This is a genomic window from Kribbella sp. NPDC048928 (genome assembly GCF_043197975.1).
Taxonomy (GTDB): domain Bacteria; phylum Actinomycetota; class Actinomycetes; order Propionibacteriales; family Kribbellaceae; genus Kribbella.
The window spans coordinates 110,723-128,562 of sequence record NZ_JBICUC010000006.1 but is presented as its reverse complement, the minus strand read 5'-3'; the positions used below and the strand labels follow the sequence as shown (position 1 = coordinate 128,562).

At 68.4% G+C, this 17,840-nt stretch carries 18 protein-coding genes; 4 read left to right on the top strand and 14 right to left on the bottom strand.

From position 1 onward, the window contains the following. From atpD to ACGFI6_RS25820, 11 genes are all read right to left on the bottom strand, one after another. Complete coding sequence (gene atpD, locus ACGFI6_RS25870) at positions 1-1,455, bottom strand: F0F1 ATP synthase subunit beta (RefSeq protein ID WP_393122768.1); 1,455 nt, start codon at positions 1,453-1,455, stop codon at positions 1-3. 5 nt (positions 1,456-1,460) lie between these two features. Continuing rightward, entirely contained in the window at positions 1,461-2,372 is a 912-nt protein-coding gene (locus tag ACGFI6_RS25865; protein ID WP_393122766.1) for a F0F1 ATP synthase subunit gamma, read from the bottom strand. Between the two features lie 4 nt (positions 2,373-2,376). Then, positions 2,377-4,014, bottom strand: a complete 1,638-nt coding sequence (gene atpA / locus ACGFI6_RS25860) for a F0F1 ATP synthase subunit alpha (protein WP_393122764.1) — start codon at positions 4,012-4,014, stop codon at positions 2,377-2,379. A gap of 91 nt (positions 4,015-4,105) precedes the next feature. Continuing rightward, positions 4,106-4,903 (bottom strand): F0F1 ATP synthase subunit delta, encoded by a 798-nt coding sequence (locus tag ACGFI6_RS25855; protein ID WP_393122762.1) that lies wholly within the window; start codon positions 4,901-4,903, stop codon positions 4,106-4,108. Next, positions 4,903-5,466, bottom strand: coding sequence for a F0F1 ATP synthase subunit B (locus ACGFI6_RS25850; RefSeq protein WP_393122760.1), 564 nt, complete (start codon positions 5,464-5,466; stop codon positions 4,903-4,905). Before ACGFI6_RS25850 ends, ACGFI6_RS25855 begins: the two co-directional genes overlap by 1 nt. A 33-nt stretch (positions 5,467-5,499) precedes the next feature. Next, entirely contained in the window at positions 5,500-5,709 is a 210-nt protein-coding gene (gene atpE / locus ACGFI6_RS25845; RefSeq protein ID WP_393122758.1) for an ATP synthase F0 subunit C, read from the bottom strand. 97 nt (positions 5,710-5,806) lie between these two features. After that, positions 5,807-6,589 (bottom strand): F0F1 ATP synthase subunit A, encoded by a 783-nt coding sequence (gene atpB, locus ACGFI6_RS25840; RefSeq protein WP_393122756.1) that lies wholly within the window; start codon positions 6,587-6,589, stop codon positions 5,807-5,809. Positions 6,590-6,707: 118 nt separating this feature from the next. After that, a complete protein-coding gene (locus tag ACGFI6_RS25835) occupies positions 6,708-6,923 on the bottom strand; it encodes a hypothetical protein (protein WP_393122754.1) in 216 nt (71 codons plus the stop codon). Positions 6,924-7,046: 123 nt separating this feature from the next. Then, the gene (locus tag ACGFI6_RS25830) at positions 7,047-7,523 is read right to left on the bottom strand and encodes a hypothetical protein (RefSeq protein WP_393122752.1); all 477 of its coding nucleotides are present in this window, start codon (positions 7,521-7,523) and stop codon (positions 7,047-7,049) included. A gap of 204 nt (positions 7,524-7,727) precedes the next feature. Further along, a complete protein-coding gene (locus ACGFI6_RS25825; RefSeq protein WP_393122750.1) occupies positions 7,728-8,846 on the bottom strand; it encodes a glycosyltransferase family 4 protein in 1,119 nt (372 codons plus the stop codon). Further along, positions 8,846-9,730, bottom strand: coding sequence for an L-threonylcarbamoyladenylate synthase (locus tag ACGFI6_RS25820; RefSeq protein ID WP_393122748.1), 885 nt, complete (start codon positions 9,728-9,730; stop codon positions 8,846-8,848). The genes ACGFI6_RS25825 and ACGFI6_RS25820 overlap by 1 nt, the downstream gene beginning before the upstream one ends. 230 nt (positions 9,731-9,960) lie before the next feature. Between ACGFI6_RS25820 and ACGFI6_RS25815 the strand changes: the two genes are divergently transcribed. Genes ACGFI6_RS25815 through ACGFI6_RS25800 form a run of 4 tightly spaced genes read left to right on the top strand, consistent with a single transcriptional unit; the run spans position 9,961 to position 15,632 of the window. Beyond that, complete coding sequence (locus ACGFI6_RS25815; RefSeq protein WP_393122746.1) at positions 9,961-10,986, top strand: adenosine deaminase; 1,026 nt, start codon at positions 9,961-9,963, stop codon at positions 10,984-10,986. Between the two features lie 17 nt (positions 10,987-11,003). Further along, positions 11,004-13,811, top strand: coding sequence for a BTAD domain-containing putative transcriptional regulator (locus ACGFI6_RS25810; RefSeq protein ID WP_393122745.1), 2,808 nt, complete (start codon positions 11,004-11,006; stop codon positions 13,809-13,811). A gap of 40 nt (positions 13,812-13,851) precedes the next feature. Next, on the top strand, positions 13,852-14,757 hold the full coding sequence (locus ACGFI6_RS25805; RefSeq protein WP_393122743.1) for a hypothetical protein: 906 nt from the start codon (positions 13,852-13,854) through the stop codon (positions 14,755-14,757). Next, a complete protein-coding gene (locus tag ACGFI6_RS25800) occupies positions 14,754-15,632 on the top strand; it encodes an endonuclease/exonuclease/phosphatase family protein (protein WP_393122741.1) in 879 nt (292 codons plus the stop codon). The genes ACGFI6_RS25805 and ACGFI6_RS25800 overlap by 4 nt, the downstream gene beginning before the upstream one ends. A gap of 9 nt (positions 15,633-15,641) precedes the next feature. Here the strand turns inward: ACGFI6_RS25800 and prmC are convergent, their stop codons facing one another. From prmC to rpmE, 3 genes are all read right to left on the bottom strand, one after another. Continuing rightward, a complete protein-coding gene (gene prmC, locus ACGFI6_RS25795; protein WP_393122739.1) occupies positions 15,642-16,463 on the bottom strand; it encodes a peptide chain release factor N(5)-glutamine methyltransferase in 822 nt (273 codons plus the stop codon). Further along, entirely contained in the window at positions 16,460-17,536 is a 1,077-nt protein-coding gene (gene prfA, locus ACGFI6_RS25790; RefSeq protein WP_393122737.1) for a peptide chain release factor 1, read from the bottom strand. The genes prmC and prfA overlap by 4 nt, the downstream gene beginning before the upstream one ends. 89 nt (positions 17,537-17,625) lie before the next feature. Continuing rightward, positions 17,626-17,832, bottom strand: a complete 207-nt coding sequence (gene rpmE / locus ACGFI6_RS25785) for a 50S ribosomal protein L31 (protein ID WP_393122735.1) — start codon at positions 17,830-17,832, stop codon at positions 17,626-17,628. Between the last annotated feature and the right edge of the window lie 8 nt (positions 17,833-17,840).

The following is a 17,840-nucleotide window of genomic DNA, read 5'->3' as shown; positions in this document are numbered from 1 at the left end:
TCAGTTTTCCTTCTGCAGCTCGGCCCACTTGCGGTCGACGTCGTCCAGCGAGCCGACGTTGAAGAAGGCCTGCTCGGCGACGTGGTCGTACTCGCCCTCGGTGATCTTCTGGAACGACTCGATGGTGTCCTTCAGCGGCACCGTCGAACCCGGGACGTTGGTGAACTTCTCCGCCATGTACGTGTTCTGCGAGAGGAACTGCTCGATCCGGCGCGCGCGGGCGACGGTGATCTTGTCCTCTTCGGAGAGCTCGTCGACACCGAGGATCGCGATGATGTCCTGCAGTTCCTTGTTCTTCTGCAGGATCTGCTTCACCCGGACGGCCACGTCGTAGTGCGCCTGGCCGATGTACTGCGGGTCGAGGATCCGCGACGTCGAGGTCAGCGGGTCGACGGCCGGGTACAGACCACGCGACGCGATGTCACGCGACAGCTCGGTGGTCGCGTCCAGGTGCGCGAACGTGGTGGCCGGCGCCGGGTCGGTGTAGTCGTCGGCGGGCACGTAGATCGCCTGCATCGAGGTGATCGAGTGACCGCGGGTCGACGTGATCCGCTCCTGCAGTACGCCCATCTCGTCGGCCAGGTTCGGCTGGTAACCGACGGCGCTCGGCATCCGGCCGAGCAGCGTGGAGACCTCGGAACCGGCCTGCGTGAACCGGAAGATGTTGTCGATGAAGAGCAGCACGTCCTGCTCCTTCACGTCGCGGAAGTATTCCGCCATCGTGAGGGCCGACAGGGCGACGCGCAGCCGGGTGCCCGGCGGCTCGTCCATCTGGCCGAACACCAGCGCGGTGTCCTTGAAGACGCCGGCCTCTTCCATCTCGTTGATGAGGTCGTTGCCCTCACGGGTCCGCTCACCGACGCCGGCGAACACCGACGTACCACCGAAGTTGTGGGCGATCCGGTAGATCATTTCCTGGATCATGACGGTCTTGCCGACGCCCGCACCGCCGAACAGGCCGATCTTGCCGCCCTGGACGTACGGGGTGAGCAGGTCGAGCACCTTGATGCCGGTCTCCAGCATCTCGGTCTTGGACTCGAGCTGGTCGAAGGCCGGCGCCTTGCGGTGGATCGGCCAGCGCTCGGTGATCTCGAACTCGGACTCGTCCTGGTTCAGGCACTTGCCGATGACGCTCCAGACCCGGCCCTTGGTGACGTCGCCGACGGGCACGGAGATCGCCGCACCGGTGTCGCGCACCTCGGCGCCGCGGACCAGACCGTCGGTCGGCTTCATCGAGATCGCCCGGACGATGTTGTCGCCGACGTGCAGCGCCACCTCGAGGGTGATCGTCTGGCTGTTCTCGCCGAGGTCGATGTCGACCTGGAGGGCGTTGTAGATGTCGGGCATCGCGTCGGCCGCGAACTCGACGTCGACGACCGGGCCGATCACCCGGGCGACGCGACCGACGCCCGGGGCGGCGGCCTCGTTGTTCTTCTCGGTAACCGTGGCAGTCATCTCTCTCACTCGCTCCCGGCGTTCGCGTCGGCCAGCGCGCTGGCGCCACCGACGATCTCGCTGATTTCCTGGGTAATTTGGGCCTGCCGGGCCTGGTTCAGGTCCCGGGTGAGGCTTTCGATCAGGTCCTGCGCGTTGTCGGTCGCGGACTTCATCGCGCGCTGCCGGTTGGCCAGCTCGGAGGCCGCCGCCTGCAGCATGCAGAAGTGGATCCGGCTGGCGACGTACTTCGGCAGCAACCCGTCGAGCACGTCCTCGGCGGACGGCTCGAACTCGTACAGCGGCAGCACCTCGTCCGCCGCCGGCGCCTCTTCGCCTTCCACGACCTCCAGCGGCAGCAGCCGGATGACGTCGGCGCGCTGGGTCAGCATCGACACGAACCGGGTGAAGACGATGTGGATCTCGTCCACGCCGCCCTCCTCGGTCGGGGTCAGGAACGCCTCGATCAGCGCGTCGGCGATCTCCCGGGCCCGGGCGAAGCTCGGGTTGTCGGAGTCACCGGCCCACGACTGCGCGACCTCGCGCTGCCGGAAGGTGTAGTACGCGATGCCCTTGCGGCCGCTGATGAACGGGACGATGTCCTTCTCGTCCTCGCGGAGCAGCTGGTTCAGCCGCTCCCCTTCACGGATCACGTTGGACGAGTACGCCCCGGCCTGACCGCGGTCGGAGGTGATCAGCAGGACCGCGGCGCGCCGCGGGTTCTCCTTCTCGGTGGTCAGCGGGTGGTCGACGTTCGAGAACGTCGCCACCGCCGACACGGCGCGAGTGAGCTCACGCGCGTACGGACCGGCCGCCTGGGCGCGTTGCTGCGCCTTGACGATCCGGGACGCCGCGATCAGCTCCATCGCCCGGGTGAGCTTCTTGATCGTGGAGACCGAAGCCTTGCGATCGCGAAGCTCTCGTAGGTTGGCCGGCATCGCGTCAGCCCCGCTTCTGCTTGACGATCTGCTCCTGCTCGACGTCGTCTTCGTCCATCGCCTCGGCCTCGGCCTCGGTGCCGAGCAGCGTGCCCTCGGAGGTCTGGAACGTCGGCTTGAACGCCTTCAGTGCGTCGGTCACGGCCTGCGCCTCGTCGTCGCCGAACAGTCCGGACTCACGGATCGCGTCGAGCACCTTGGTCTCGCGGCGCAGGTAGTCCAGGAAGTCCCGCTCGAAGCGGAGTACGTCGTTCACCGGGACGTCGTCGAAGTGCCCCTTGGTGCCGGCCCAGATGGAGGCGATCTGGTCCTCGACCGGGTACGGCGAGTACTGCGGCTGACGGAGCAGCTGCACCAGGCGCTGACCGCGGTCGAGCTGGCGCCGCGAGGTGGCATCCAGGTCGGACGCGAACATCGCGAAGGCCTCCATTGCGCGGAACTGCGCCAGGTCGATCTTCAGCGTACCGGAGACGTTCTTCATGCCCTTGATCTGCGCGGCGCCACCAACCCGGGAGACCGAGATACCGACGTCGATGGCCGGCCGGATGTTGGCGTTGAACAGGTCGGACTGCAGGAAGATCTGACCGTCGGTGATCGAGATGACGTTCGTCGGGATGAACGCCGAGACGTCGTTCGCCTTGGTCTCGATGATCGGCAGGCCGGTCATCGAGCCGGCGCCGAGCCGGTCGGACAGCTTCGCACAACGCTCGAGCAGCCGGCTGTGCAGGTAGAAGACGTCACCCGGGTACGCCTCGCGGCCCGGCGGGCGGCGCAGCAGCAGCGACATCGCGCGGTACGCCTCGGCCTGCTTGGTCAGGTCGTCGAAGACGATCAGGACGTGCTTGCCCTGGTACATCCAGTGCTGGCCGATGGCCGAGCCGGTGTACGGCGCGACGTACTTGAAGCCGGCCGGGTCGGACGCCGGGGATGCGACGATGGTGGTGTACTCCATCGCGCCGGCCTCTTCGAGAGCGCCGCGCACGGAGGCGATCGTCGAGCCCTTCTGGCCGATCGCGACGTAGATGCAGCGGACCTGCTTTTCCGGGTCGCCGGAGTCCCAGTTCGCCTTCTGGTTGATGATCGTGTCGACCGCGATCGCCGTCTTGCCGGTCTTGCGGTCGCCGATGATCAGCTGCCGCTGGCCGCGGCCGATCGGGATCATGCCGTCGATGGCCTTGATGCCGGTCTGCAGCGGCTGGCGGACCTCCTGGCGGTCCATCACGCCGGCCGCCTGGAGCTCGAGCGCGCGCTGGCCCTCGATGTTCTGGATCTCGCCGAGGCCGTCGATCGGCGTGCCCAGCGGGTCGACCACGCGGCCGAGGTAGCCCTCACCGACCGGCACGGACAGGATCTGCCCGGTCCGGCGGACCTGCTGGCCCTCCTCGATGCCGTCGTACTCACCGAGGATGACGACCCCGATGGTGCGGACGTCGAGGTTCAGCGCGATGCCGCGGGCGCCGTTCGCGAACTCGAGCAGCTCGTTGGTCTTCGCCGAGGGCAGGCCCTCGACGTGCGCGATGCCGTCACCGGCGTCGACCACGGTGCCGACCTCTTCGGCGGTGGTGTCGGCCGGTTGGTAGTCGGTGACGAACCGATCCAGGGCGTCCCGGATCTCCTCCGGCCTGATCGTGAGCTCAGCCATTGTGCTTCCTGCTTCCTTTGACCCTTGCTGGCCTGTTGTGGCTCTAAAGGCGTTCCGACCCTTAGCGCCGCTGTATGTCGTTAAGGGGCGTTCAGCCCGCGATCCGCCGTTGCGCGTCGTCGAGCCTGGCCGCGATGGTTCCGTCGATGACTTCGTCGCCGATGTCCACCCGGACGCCACCGACCACCTGCGGGTCGACGATGACGTTCAGCTGGATGTCCCGGCCGTACTGGCGGCCGAGCGCCGCGGCAAGCCGGGTGCGCTCGGCCTCGCTGAGGTCGGTGGCGACCCGGACGGTCGCGATGCTGGCGTTCCGCCGGGCCGCCGCGGCGACCTGGTAGGCCCGCATCGAGCCCGCGAAGTGCCGGCCGCGTCCGTCGACGGCCCGCTCCACGAGCCGCAGCGTGGTCGCGTCGGCCTTGCCCTGCAGCAGTCCGTGGATCAGCGCCTGGCGGTGCGCGACCGGAATCCTCCGGTCGCCCAGCTTGTCGGCCAGGGCGCGCTCGACCGCGACCACCCGGTCCAGCCGGAACAGCTCGTCCTCGACCTCGTCCAGCTTGCGACGGGAGTCGGCGTAGGCCACATCGGCCTCGACGCTGAGCTGGTCCAGGGCGTCACCGAGGTCGCGGCCGCTGACCCAGCGACCGTCCACCGCGACCGACAGGATCTCCTGTGTCCGGGCGGAGATCTTGCCGCCGAACAGCTGCCCGGCCAGGGCGACCTTCGCCTCGCCCGGCTGGGCCGGGTCGGTCAGGGCGCGCCGGAGCGCGCCGTTGCCGTCCAGCAGCTTCGCGATCGAGAACAGCTCGCTGCCCAGGCCCTCGGCCGGAGCCGCACCCGCCAGGGCCTGCTCGGCCCGGGCGAGTGACTCCTTCGACGCGCCGCGCATCAGCCGTCCGTTCCGACAGCCTGACGAGCGGACTCCGAGGACTCCAGCTCGGTCAGGAACCGCTCGACGGTCCGGCGCTGCCGGGCCTCGTCCTCGAGCGACTCGCCGACGATCCGGCCGGCCAGCGTGGTGGCCATCGAGCCGACCTCACTGCGCAGCGAGGCGACCGCCTGCGCGCGCTCGGCGTCGATCTGCGACCGCGCGTGCGTGACGATCCGCTCGGCCTCGGTGTTCGCCTGCTCGCGCATCTCCGCGATGATGACCGCACCCTGCTCGCGGGCGTCCTCGCGGATCTTCGCAGCCTCCTGCCGTGCCTCGGCCAGCTGCGCGTTGTACTTCTCCAGTGCGGCCTTCGCCTCGGCCTGGGCCTGCTTGGCCTCGTCCATCCCGCCTTCGATCGCCGCGGTCCGATCGGCGTACGCCTTCTCGAAGCGCGGAACGACCACCTTGGCAAAGGCGATGGCCAGCAGGACCAGGAACACGAAGCCGAAGATGATCTCCGCCGTGTGCGGGAGCAGCGGGTTCGGCGGCTCTTCCGCGAGCGGTAGCACCAGCGTCGTCATGTCTGAATCCTGTCAGTCAGAGGAAAAGGGTCGTCACTGGCGGAAGACGAAGGCGAGCGCGATACCGATGATCGCGAGCACCTCGGTGACGCCGAAGCCGATCCACGCGATCGACTGCAGCTTGCTCTGGGCCTCCGGCTGCCGCGCCGTGCCGTTGATGACCGCCGCGAAGATCAACCCGACACCAATGCCCGGGCCGATCGCAGCAAGGCCGTAACCGAGGACGGCGATGTTTCCGCTCATTGCGAGAGCGATGTTGCTCACCATTGCGGTGTTTTCCTTTCGGTACGGATAGGGGCTATCCGGGATTTCCGTTACTACAGGTCTGGGGTACTGCGGATCAGTGCTCGTCGGAGATGGCGCTGCCGATGTACTGCGCGGTCAGCACCACGAAGATGTACGCCTGGATGGCCTGGACGAACACCTCGAGGCCGGCGATCGCAACGGCCATGATCAGCGTCACGACGCCGACGCCGCTGAGCAGGATCTTGCCGGACTCGAAGACCAGGTACTCGCCGCCGAGGATGAACACGCCCGCGAGCAGGTGGCCGGCGAACATGTTCGCGAACAGCCGCAGGCTCAGCGAGATCGGCCGGACCAGGATGTTCGAGATGAACTCGATCGGGATCATCAGCGGCATCAGCCAGATCGGCACCCCGGCCGGCATCGTCTGGTGCTTGAAGTACCCGACCAGGCCGTGGCGCTTGATGCCGACGGCGTTGTAGATCACCCAGCTCATCACGGCCGCGACGTACGCCCAGCCGGCGTGGCTGAAGGTCGGGAACTGGATCAACGGGATCGAGCCGGCCAGGTTGTTCAGCAGGACGAAGAAGAACAGGCCGCACAGGTACGGCACGTACTTCATGTACTCGGCGCTGCCGATCGCGTCACGGGCGATCGAGTTCCGCACGAAGTTGTAGGCGAGCTCGCCGGTGAACTGCAGCTTGCTCGGCACCACCGCGGACTTGCGGGACGCTCCGTAGAAGAACCAGACGATCACGATGACCGACAAGAAGGCGACCAGGACCGGCTTGGTCAGCCAGGGCACCCCGTCGATGATCGGCGGGAGTTCGAAGCTTTCTGGACCGGGTGGGGTGAACTCGGTCGAAACGCCGGCAATCACCGGGTCTCCTCTCGCGTCGTGCTCAAGTCGGACGCCTTGTGGCTAAGGGCAGGGCGGCTCAGGGCATGGCGGTCAACAACGTCAGACCCGGTAAGGATCGGACCTGTCGGAGCGTTCGTCAGGACCGCGACCCGTACCGGAAGTGCAACATCAAGATGGTGAGCCCGGCACCGAGGACGATGCCGACGACTACCAGGAACTGGGTGCCGAAGAGGCGATCCAACCCGAACCCGATGCCCCCGTACAGCAGGACACCGCCGATCAAGTAGGACAGGACCCGCCAGCCTTCGCCCGAATTGGTCGGTGATGGCTTCGGATCCTGATGCTCGCTCATGGGCAACCGAAACGTACCAGTTGGCGACACGCCCGGTCACACCGGCATCCGTAATCTCCACCACAGCAGGGAAGACCTCGATGGTGAACTCGCTCCGCTCGCTCACGCCGTTACCCAGGGTGCTCATGCCGCCACCTCGTGGTCGAGGTCGTAGATCGGCACCCGGAGCCGGGACCAGGACCAGATCTCGCCGGCCAGCCAGCCCATCACAACCACCACGGCGACCACACCGAGCACGGTCAGATTCACGTGCTCGGCCAGGCTGTCGGAGCTCAGCGCCAGCGCCAGCAGACCGCCGAAGATCGCGATCCGGCCGGTGTAGGAGGCCATCGCGACGGCGAGTTGCATCGTTGGATCGGCCCGCCGGGACAGGTGCAGCGCGAACAGGCCGGCGCCGGAGAAGACCACCACCATCAGCGTGCCCAGGAGCGCGCCGAGCAGGCCCGGCAGACCGGCCGCGACCGCCGAGACAGCGGTCGCGTTCACACCGACCACGAGCGCGGCGATCAGAGCGCCGCGCAGCATGGCCAGCGCCGGGTGCTTGGTCGCTTGTCCGGCGGGTTTCGGGCTGTGGCCCGTTGCGTGCTCCGTGGAAGCCATCTGGTGGTTCCGTCCTGCAGGCGGGCTGGTCTCGCGGCCAGCGCGTCGGGTGGGCGGGGTCAGGGGTGTCGCTGGTATTTGCTGGTGCTTGTGAAAACTAGCACAAAGTCTGCATGGTCAGCAAAACGAAGCCCCTGCCGCTGTACAGGCACACCTTATCGGTAGGCCACACCGGTAGCTGGTCTGGTCCCTCTCAGCCGGTACTCAGACTTTGGCGAGCGGTTTCCGCGAACGCCGCGGGAGACCGGTCGTGAGCAGTACCGCGGTGACCGCGACGGCCAGCACGACGAGGGCGGTCCACCAGTACAGGACGAGGCCGAGGACCACCACGCCGTATGCGATCAGGGCGGTCCAGAGGTACATCAAGAGGACGGCACGGCGGTGCGAGTGGCCGCGTTGCATGAGGCGGTGGTGCAGGTGCTGCTTGTCGGCCGCGAACGGCGAGCGGCCGGCCTTCGTACGGCGGATGTAGGCGAGCGTCAGGTCCAAGGCGGGGATCGCGAGGATGGCGATCGGCAGTACGAGCGGCAGGAGCGCGGGCAGCAGGCTGGAGCCGCCGACCTCGTACGGGACCGCGTTCGGGTCCATCTGTCCGGTGAGGCTGATCGTCGACGCGGCCAGCATCAGGCCGATCAGCAGCGCGCCGGAGTCGCCCATGAAAACCCTGGCTGGGAAGAAGTTGTGCGGCAGGAAGCCGAGGCAGGCGCCGGCCAGCGCGACCGTGATCAGCGTCGAGGTGGTCGCGCGGTCCAGGTTCTCGTGGAAGTTCAGCAGGTACGAGTACGCGAAGAACGCGGTGGCGCCGATCGCGGTGACGCCGGCGGCGAGTCCGTCGAGGCCGTCGACGAAGTTCACCGCGTTGCAGGAGACGAGCAGGATGCCCGCGGTCAGGACGGCGAGCTGCGCGGGCGACGGGGAGATCACGCCGCCGGGCAGCGGTAGCCAGTACAACTGGATGCCTTGGACAACGAGTACGCCGACCGCCAGCACCTCGCCGGCGAGCTTGGTGATCGCGTCCAGCTCGTACAGGTCGTCGACCACGCCGACGGCGCAGATCACCGCGCCGCCGATCAGGATCGCGCGGGCGTCGTGCGCGACCTGCAGGCTGTTGCCGAGGAACGGCAGGTTCGACGCGACCGCGTACGCGGCGATCAGGCCGCCGAGGATCGACAGGCCGCCGAAGTACGGGATCGGGACCTTGTGCACGTCCCGCGCCCGGGGCTTGGCGACTGCGCCGTACCGCAGCGCGATCTGCCGGGCCACGCCGGTCAGCAGAAAGGTCGTGGCCATCGCCACGAACAGGACCAGCAGGTACTCGCGCACTAGTCGGCAGGCCTCACGTTGGAGTCGGGTTTCTTCTCCCCGTCCTCCTTGGACGCCGCAACCACCCCGTCAGTTGGTTCCCCCGCCGACTTCTCCTCAGCAGACCCGTCCTCCACCGGCTTCTCGTCGACCGGCTTCTCGTCTGCGGGCTTCTCGTCTGCGGGTTCCCCCTCGACCAGTTTGTCCTCGGCCGGTTCGTCCTCCGTGGACGACTCGGCGGGGGATTCCTCGGTGGGGTCGTCGGGGTCTGTGGTTACTTCGGGGACGACGGCCCGGAGCTGGTCGAGGGAGATGGCGCCGACGCGGACCACGCGCGGGGTGTCGCCGGTGATGTCGACGATCGTCGACGACGCTCCCCCGGCCGCCTCGCCGCCGTCCAGGTACACCGCGACCGACTCACCCAGCTGGTCCTCGGCGTCGTACACGTCCAGCGCCGCCGCCTGACCGGACTTGTTCGCGGAGCTGACCGCCAGCGGCCCGGTACGCGACAGCAGCTCGCGAGTGTTCTCGTGGTCCGGCACCCGCAGCGACACCGTCCCCTGGGTGTCACCCAGGTCCCACATCAACGAGCTCTGCGCGTGGCAGATCACCGTCAACGGCCCCGGCCAGAACTCCTCGCAGAGCTTCCGGCCGGCGTCCGGTACGTCGGTGGCGAGCGCGTCCAGCGACTCCACCACCGAGATCAGCACCGGCGGCGGCATGTCGCGGCCGGCGCTCTTGGCGTCCAGCAGCCGCTGGACGGCATCGGCCTTGAAGGCGTCCGCGGCGACCCCGTAGACCGTGTCGGTCGGCAGCACGACCAGATCACCGGCCTCGATGGCGTCGACCGCGGCACGGTACGCCGGTGCCAGTTCGTCCCCGGTGAAATCGAAGCGCTCACTCACGGAGTGAATCGTGCCACTCACGCGGGCCCCGGCCCTAACCGGGTCGTTGCTGACAAACGATTGTCAACTTCCGCGCCGAAGCCCCGCCGCTCTCTCTAAGATCCCCGTCATGACTGAATTGAATTGTCGCGACTCCGTCGCGACGGGTCATGGGGCTGGAACTCCCGGCCTTCCCTCGTCGCTCCGGTCGCTGCGCTCCCTCCGCTCCTCAGTCCAGGCTGGGAGGCCCCATGACCGTGACGCGTGAGTTCCTCGCCGGAATGCCGAAGGCCGAGTTGCATGTCCACCACGTCGGGTCCGCGTCGCCGCGGATCGTCGCCGAGCTCGCCGCGCGGCATCCGTCCTCGCCGGTGCCTGCCGACCCGGCGGCGCTGACGGAGTACTTCAAGTTCAGCGACTTCGCCCACTTCATCGACATCTACCTGTCGGTCGTCGAGCTGATCAAGACGCCCGAGGACGTCCGGCTGCTCACGTACGAGATCGCCCGCGAGATGTCCGAGCAGCAGAACCTGCGGTACGCCGAGCTCACCGTCACGCCGTACACCTCGGTGGTCCGTGGGATCGCGGCCGAGGCGTTCTGCGAGGCGATCGAGGACGCCCGGGTCGCGGCCGAGAAGGAGTTCGGCCTGGTGCTGCGCTGGATCTTCGACATCTCCGGCGAGGCGGGCCTCCCGGCCGCCGACGAGACGCTGCGGATCGCCACCAAGATCCGGCCGGAGGGCCTGATCGGGTTCGGCCTCGGCGGGCCCGAGATCGGCGTACCGCGGCCGCAGTTCCAGCCGCACTTCGACGCGGCCGTCGCGGCCGGCCTGCACAGCCTGCCGCACGCGGGCGAGACCACCGGCCCGCAGACGATCTGGGACGCCGTACGCGTACTGAAGGCCGAGCGGATCGGCCACGGTACGTCGACCATGCAGGACCCGGCGCTGGTCGACTATCTGGGTGAGCACCGGATCCCGCTCGAGGTCAGCCCGACGTCCAACATCGCCACCCGCGCGGTCGAGTCGTACGACGTGCACCCGCTGCGCGCGATGGTCGACGCCGGCCTGGTCGTCACGATCAACTCCGACGACCCGCCGATGTTCGGCACCGATCTCACCAACGAGTACGCCGTCGCGGCCCGCCTGCTCGACCTGGACGAGGCCGGTGTCGGCGAGCTGGCGAAGACCGCCGTCCGGGAGTCGTTCGCCGAGGATTCGGTGAAGTCCGCGCTGGTGTCCGAGATCGACACCTACATCGGCGAGAACGCGGTGTAGCTGACAAACTGTCGTTTGTGACCGACGACCTGCGGCTCGACCTGCTCGGTCCGCTGCGCGGCTGGGCAGGCGACCGCGGATTCGAACTCGGTCCGTTGCGCCAGCAGGCCTTCCTGGCCGTGCTGGCGCTGCGCCCGAATCAGGTGGTCTCGGCGGACGAGTTGGTCGAGCTGGTGTGGGACGACGCACCGCCTGCGAGCGGGTCCCGGATCGTACCGACGTACGCGTACCGGTTGCGGCGGCTGCTGCCCGCAGACGTTCTGATCAGCTCCCGCGACGGCTACAGCCTGCGGCTCGCCACGGAAGCCCTGGACCTCACCCGGTTCGAGGCGCTCGTCTCTGCAGCGCATGCGACTGACAACCTCGATGTACGCGCGGCCCACCTCGCGCAGGCCCTTGCACTGTTCAAGGGCGAGCCGTTGAGCGGGCTGCCGGGGCACTACCTCGGCGTCGAGCGGCACCGGTTGACGGAGCGCCGGCTGAAGATCCTGGCCGAGCGGATCGACGCCGACCTGGAGCGCGGCCGGTACGGCGACCTTGTCCCGGAGCTGGTCGCGTTGGTCGAGGCGGACCGGCTGCGGGAGCAGTTCGCGGGCCAGCTGATGCTCGCGTACTGGCGGAGTGGACGCAGCTCCGAAGCGCTCGGCACCTACACGCAGACGCGGCAGGAGCTGATCGATCAGCTCGGTGTGGAACCAGGTCCGCCGTTGCGGGCGATCCACGAGCGCATCCTGCGCAACGACGAGCCGCTGGGCCGTCCTGCCGTACGTGATGAGCTCCCGTACGACGGCGCCGCGTTCGTCGGCCGGGACGACGTACTGCAGCAGGTGGTCGACGCGCTGCGTACTCCAGGACCTGCGGTCGTGGCGATCGACGGCATGGCCGGTGTGGGCAAGACAGCGCTCGCCGTACGCGCAGCACGTCAGCTGGCGGACGTGTACCCGGACGGGCGGCTCTTCATCGACCTGCACGGCTACACGCCCGGCAACGCACCTGTGTCGGCACTGCATGCACTGGATCGCTTGCTGCGCACCCTGTCCGTCCCGGCCGACCGTATCCCCGCTGACCTCGAGGAACGGGCCGCACTGTGGCGTTCTGAGCTGGCGGGGCGGCGCATGCTCGTCGTACTCGACAACGCGCCCGACACCACAGCAGTGCTGCCGTTGCTGGCTGGTGGTCCACAGTGCGGCGTCCTGGTGACCAGCCGGCGGCAGCTATCCGGGCTGGACGCCACTGCTCGTCTCGCACTCGACGTACTGCGGCCAGAAGACGCACAGGAGCTACTGGCCGAGATCGTGGGACCGGACCGCTCCACTGACCCTACTGCCGCGGCACAGGTGGTCAGCCAGTGCGGTCACCTGCCGCTCGCGATCCGCGTGGCTGGCTCACGGCTCCGGCACCGCCCTAGCTGGACGATCGAGCACCTCAGCAGACGACTCGACGCGGAGGACAGGCGGCTGGCTGAGCTCAGCAGGGACGGCGGTGGAGTCTCCCCCGCCTTCGCCTTGTCGTACGAGCACCTGCCGGCGGACCAGCAGCGCCTGTTCCGGCTACTCGGTGCCATGACCGGCCAGGACATTGAGATGTACGCCGTTGCCGCACTGGCCGACGTGGACGCTCTTGAGGCCGAGGACCTGCTGGAGCAGCTCGTCGACGCCAACCTGCTGCTGCAGCTACGTCCTGGACGTTTCCAGTTCCACGACCTGCTCCGGCAGTACGCACGGACACTGGAGCCCGAGCCGGAGGCCGTAAGGCGCTTGCTCGACTACTACCTCTACGCGACGGCGGCAGCGAGTACGGCGATCTTCAGCAGCCAGCTGCAGCCGCTGCCCGAGCCAGTGCCTGTGCGGTTGCCCGAGTTCGCGTCGGCAGCCGACGGGCTGGAGTGGATCGACCGCGAGGGTGCGAACGTACTGGCAACGATCCGGTTCGCTGAGTCGCACGGACTGCCTGTGCTGGGGTGGCGGCTCGGCCTGGCGGTCGCGTCCTGCTTCTTCCAGCGCGGCCAGGTCGACGAGATGGACGAGGCGTTGGAGCTCGCGCTGCGGGCCGCACCGAACGCGCTGGCGAAGGCACGGGCGCTGCTGTCCATCGGCAGCCTCGGCCGGTACCGGCGTGGTCCGGAGGCGAGTCTGCGCATCCTGCAGGAGGCCCGCGACACCTTGCCGGCGGACGCCGACCTGCTGCTGCGGGCTCAGTTGCTCGCGTCGATCGGCTACAGCCTCGCGAAGCTCAAGCCGGACGACGACGCCATCGCCGTACTCGATGAGGCTCTGACCGTGGCTCGGCAGTCAGGTGAGGTCGGCATCGTGGCGCGGGTGCTGGCGTACCTCGGGGTGACCTACGGCGACCGCAGGGAGTTCGCTCGGGCCCTCGCGGCGTACGAGGAGTCGTTGGAGCTGGGCGAGCCCGCCGTACAGGCAGAGGTGCTGAACGGGATCGGCGAGTGCCTGCTCGAGCTGGAGCGCGTGGACGAGGCAGTGTCTGCTCTCACGACCGCACGGGACCTCGGCGTGGAGCGGGGCGCCGACTACAGCCTCATCTACACGTACGCCTTCCTTGGTACGGCGTACGCGCGGCAGCAGCACTGGGACGAGGCTGTCGCGGTCGGGCGTCGGTCGTTGGAGCTGGCGCTGGAGAGTGACTCGCACCAGTCGCAGCAGAATGCGTACCTGCGGCTCGCGGAAACCCTGCTGCACAAGGGGGATCTCACCCAGGCACGTCCTCATTTCGCCCGTGCACTGGAGCTGGCACTGGCTGAGGGCCCTGAGTCGATGGTCCAGCGCGCGGCCGAGGGCCTGGAGCGCACCGACCCGCCGACGTGAGATGTGGTTGGCTGGTGAAGTGCGCAGAGTCTGTGGGGCGGTGGCCGTCGTACTGCTGGCCCTGACTGCCTGCAGCGACAAGGCGACGCCGCCTGCACCACCTGCTCCGACAACCGCCCACACCACGCCCACACCCACTCCTCCGCCGGCACCGAACGGCCTGCCACGCGGAGGACGCGTGCTGTTCCCGAAGTACCAACTGGTTGCGTACGTCGGTCTACCGGGCTCTCCCGCGCTCGGGCCACTGGACAAGGATCTGGACGCGAAGGCGGCCAAGCTGGAGACGCTGTCCCGCGCGTATGCCGCCGGGCGGACGCCGCAACCGGTGCTGGAGCTGATCGCCGTCGTCGCCAGGGGCTCACGCGGCAAGGACGGGCTGTACCGCGGACGGCTCGACGACGCGAAGATCGAGCAGTACGTCGCCGTCGCGCGGAAGCACAAGATGCTGCTGCTCCTCGACATCCAGCCCGGCCGGGCGAAGATCCTGCCCGAGGCGAAGCGGCTGGAACGGTGGCTGAAGGAGCCGGACATCGGGCTCGCGTTCGACCCCGAATGGGCGGTCGGCCCGACGCAGGTGCCGGGCAGGGTGTTCGGGCACACGACCGGGCAGGAGCTGGACAGCATCGCTGCGTACCTCTCGGGCCTCGTGCAGGCGAACGGGCTACCGGAGAAGGTGTTCGTGTTCCACCAACTGTCGACGCGGATCGTCAGCAACGAGGCCGCGCTGAAGGCACATCCCGGGGTGGTGACGATCAAGTCGGTCGACGGCATCGGCGCGCGGACGGACAAGCTCAAGACCTGGGCGAAGCTCACGACGAAGCTGCCGCCCGCTGCGCACGCGGGGTTCAAGCTGTTCTACACCGAGGACACGCGGCACGGTCCGTTGATGACGCCGCCACAGGTCCTCGCGCTCAAACCCCGGCCGGAACTGGTGGTCTACGAATGATCTCGATCGCCTTCGCCAACGTCGCCGGCGGCCGCCTGGTCGGCCCGGACGGTTACCTGGCGGCCGACCGTACGGCGGACTTCGGGCGGGCGCTCGCCGCGATGCGGCCCGACGTGCTCGTCGTGACCGAGCTGGACACCGACGACGATCAGCTCGAACGGCTTGCCGCGGCCGCGATGCCCGGACGGCCGGCGAACCTCGTCCGGCACGGGTTCTCGGACTCGCACATCCCCGGCGTCGCGCGGCTGGGCGTGGGGATCGCATCCCCGTACCCACTGACCGAACTGGACCGGATCGACCTGCCGGATCCACCGATCGACTTCCTGCACTGGCGGACCGGTGAGCCGATGGATCCGCATCCGAAGGGTTTCGTGGTTGCCCGCGGCGATTTCGGGGCGCTGGGCGAGGTCGACATTGTCGGCGGTCAGGTGTGCCCGATCCATATGTTCCGGAGCGCTGAGGGGGTCGAGTACACGTACCAGGAGGGCGTGGGGCGCGAGGCCGGCGAGCAGTTGACGGCGTACCTGCGGCAGGAGTTTGCTGCGCGCGGTATCACTCGGGCCGTAGTGGTGGGTGATCTGAACATGCCGAACCCGCAGGACGTGTTCGGGCGGCTCGACCTGGTCGACGCGTTCGGCGATCCGCCGCCGGCGACGACACCGGACGGCCGCTCGATCGACCGCCTGTTCTCAACCCGAGACCTGGTCACCCGCGACTTCGAGGTGCGGCAAGTCCCCGGCGCGGACCACTTCCCCGTCGTCTGCCGCCTCGACCTCCGGCAGCTGGACGCACCGGGCGTCGGCCGCATCCGAGAACAAGACCTAGCCAAACCACCCACCCACACACGTCCCCACCGAGGCCTCACCCGCGGCTAGACGTGCGGGTCAGATGCGGCGGCCGGTGCTGAAGCGGTGGCGGCCGGAAAGGTCCAGCTGGTCGCGGACTTCGGTGAACAGGGCGGTTGCGGTGAAGACCGCGGGCGCCGACTCGCCCTGGACGTCCGCGTGTTCGCAGGCGAACCAGCCGCCCGGCTTCAGCAGTCGGCCGGCTGTGGCGGCGACAACCTTGATCTCGTCGAGGCCGTCGTCACCGGACCACAGCGCCAGCGCCGGATCGTGGTCGCGAACCTCGGCCGTCACGGACTCCCAGGCGGTCAACGGGATGTACGGCGGGTTGGAGATCACCGCGTCCACCTGACCGTCGAGCTCCGGCAGGCACCCGTCGATGTCGCCCTCGTGCAGGATCGCGCCGGTACCGTCCAGGTTCCGCCGGGCCCATGCGACCGCGTCCGGTGACAGTTCCACGGCATGCACCGTGCTGGCCGGCCGCTCGGTCGCGATCGCGCCGGCGATCGCGCCCGACCCCGAACACAGATCGACCACCAACGGGTTCTTCACGCCGGCGATCCGCTCGAGGATCCACCCGACCATCACCTCGGTCTCCGGCCGCGGCACGAACACCCCGGGCCCGACAACCAGCTCCCGATACCGGAACCCCGCCGTACCCGTCAGATGCTGCAACGGCTCCCGAGCAGCCCGCCGCTCAATCAACTCCCCAAAAACCCGCACCTGCTCCGCAGTCGGCTCAGCCAGATGCATCCGACTGGACCCAGTAACAAACGCAAGCAGCTCACCAGCGTCGTACTCAGGCGAAGCAACCCCCGCCGCAGCCAGTTTCGCTGCAGCCGCCGCGAGCAGAGTCCTCACTGGGACTCGACGGCCTCTAGGCGGGCGGTCAAGTCCGCTTCGGTGAGGGCGGAGATGACCGGCTCCAGTTCGCCGCCCAGGACCTGGTCGAGGTTGTGCGCCTTGTAGCCGACCCGGTGATCGGAGAACCGGTTCTCCGGGAAGTTGTACGTCCGGACCCGCTCCGACCGGTCCACCGTGCGGATCTGCGAGCGCCGCGCGTCGGACGCCTCCTGGTCGGCCGCCTCCTGCGCCACCGCCAGCAGCCGGGACCGCAGCACCCGCATCGCCTGCTCACGGTTCTGCAGCTGCGACTTCTCGTTCTGCATCGAGACCACGATGCCGGTCGGAAGGTGCGTGATCCGGACGGCGGAGTCGGTCGTGTTCACGCTCTGCCCACCAGGCCCCGACGACCGGAACACGTCGATCCGCAGGTCGTTCTGGTCGATCTCGACGTCGACGTCCTCGGCCTCCGGCAGCACCAGCACGCCGGCCGCGGAGGTGTGGATCCGGCCCTGCGACTCGGTCACCGGCACCCGCTGCACCCGGTGCACGCCGCCCTCGAACTTGAGCTTCGCGTACGGCGCGTCGCCCGGCTCCGGCGTACCTTTCGCCTTCACCGCGACCGTGATCGACTTGTACCCGCCGAGGTCGGACTCGGCGGAGTCGAGCACCTCGGTCTTCCAGTTCTGCGACTCGGCGTACTTCAGGTACATCTTCAGCAGGTCGCCGGCGAACAGCGCGGACTCGTCGCCGCCCTCACCCGCCTTGATCTCGAGGATCGCGTCCTTGTCGTCGTTGGGGTCCCGCGGGACCAGCAGCGTCTGCAGCCGCTCGGCCAGCTCCTCACGGCGCGCGGTCAGCCGCGTGGCCTCCTCCGCGAACGCGTGATCCTCCGAGGCCAGCTCGCGAGCCGCCTCGATGTCGTCGCCGGTCTGCAGCCACTCGTCGTACGTCCGCACCACCGGCGCCAGCGCTGCGTACCGCTTGCCGACCCGGCGGGCGTTGGCCTGGTCGGAGTGCAACTCCGGCTCAGCCATCTGCCGCTCCAACTCGGCGTACTCCGCCTTCAGCGTCTCAACAGCCTCGAACATGCCGCACTCCTCCCTTCACAAGCCTGGACAGAACAAACCGCGCGCCGGTTCCGCCCTTTGACAGGCAGAACCGGCGCGCGGCTCGAAAGCTACTTCTTGGCGTACCGCTTCTCGAAGCGGGCGACCCGGCCACCGGTGTCCAGAATCTTCTGCTTGCCGGTGTAGAACGGGTGGCACTGCGAGCACACGTCGGCGTGAATGGTGCCGCTCTCCGCGGTCGAGCGCGTGGTGAACTGCGCGCCGCAGGTGCAGGTCACCTGGGTCTGCACGTACGTCGGGTGGATGTCGCTCTTCAAGACAGTCT

Excerpts from the sequence above, each read along its gene's own strand:
- ACGFI6_RS25830 (WP_393122752.1), bottom strand. The coding sequence starts at position 7,523 with ATGGCTTCCACGGAGCACGCAACGGGCCACAGCCCGAAACCCGCCGGA.
- ACGFI6_RS25865 (WP_393122766.1), bottom strand. The coding sequence starts at position 2,372 with ATGCCGGCCAACCTACGAGAGCTTCGCGATCGCAAGGCTTCGGTCTCC.
- ACGFI6_RS25850 (WP_393122760.1), bottom strand. The coding sequence starts at position 5,466 with ATGACGACGCTGGTGCTACCGCTCGCGGAAGAGCCGCCGAACCCGCTG.
- atpD (WP_393122768.1), bottom strand. The coding sequence starts at position 1,455 with ATGACTGCCACGGTTACCGAGAAGAACAACGAGGCCGCCGCCCCGGGC.
- ACGFI6_RS25835 (WP_393122754.1), bottom strand. The coding sequence starts at position 6,923 with ATGAGCGAGCATCAGGATCCGAAGCCATCACCGACCAATTCGGGCGAA.
- ACGFI6_RS25855 (WP_393122762.1), bottom strand. The coding sequence starts at position 4,903 with ATGCGCGGCGCGTCGAAGGAGTCACTCGCCCGGGCCGAGCAGGCCCTG.
- ACGFI6_RS25800 (WP_393122741.1), top strand. The coding sequence starts at position 14,754 with ATGATCTCGATCGCCTTCGCCAACGTCGCCGGCGGCCGCCTGGTCGGC.
- ACGFI6_RS25815 (WP_393122746.1), top strand. The coding sequence starts at position 9,961 with ATGACCGTGACGCGTGAGTTCCTCGCCGGAATGCCGAAGGCCGAGTTG.
- atpE (WP_393122758.1), bottom strand. The coding sequence starts at position 5,709 with ATGAGCGGAAACATCGCCGTCCTCGGTTACGGCCTTGCTGCGATCGGC.
- prfA (WP_393122737.1), bottom strand. The coding sequence starts at position 17,536 with ATGTTCGAGGCTGTTGAGACGCTGAAGGCGGAGTACGCCGAGTTGGAG.
- atpA (WP_393122764.1), bottom strand. The coding sequence starts at position 4,014 with ATGGCTGAGCTCACGATCAGGCCGGAGGAGATCCGGGACGCCCTGGAT.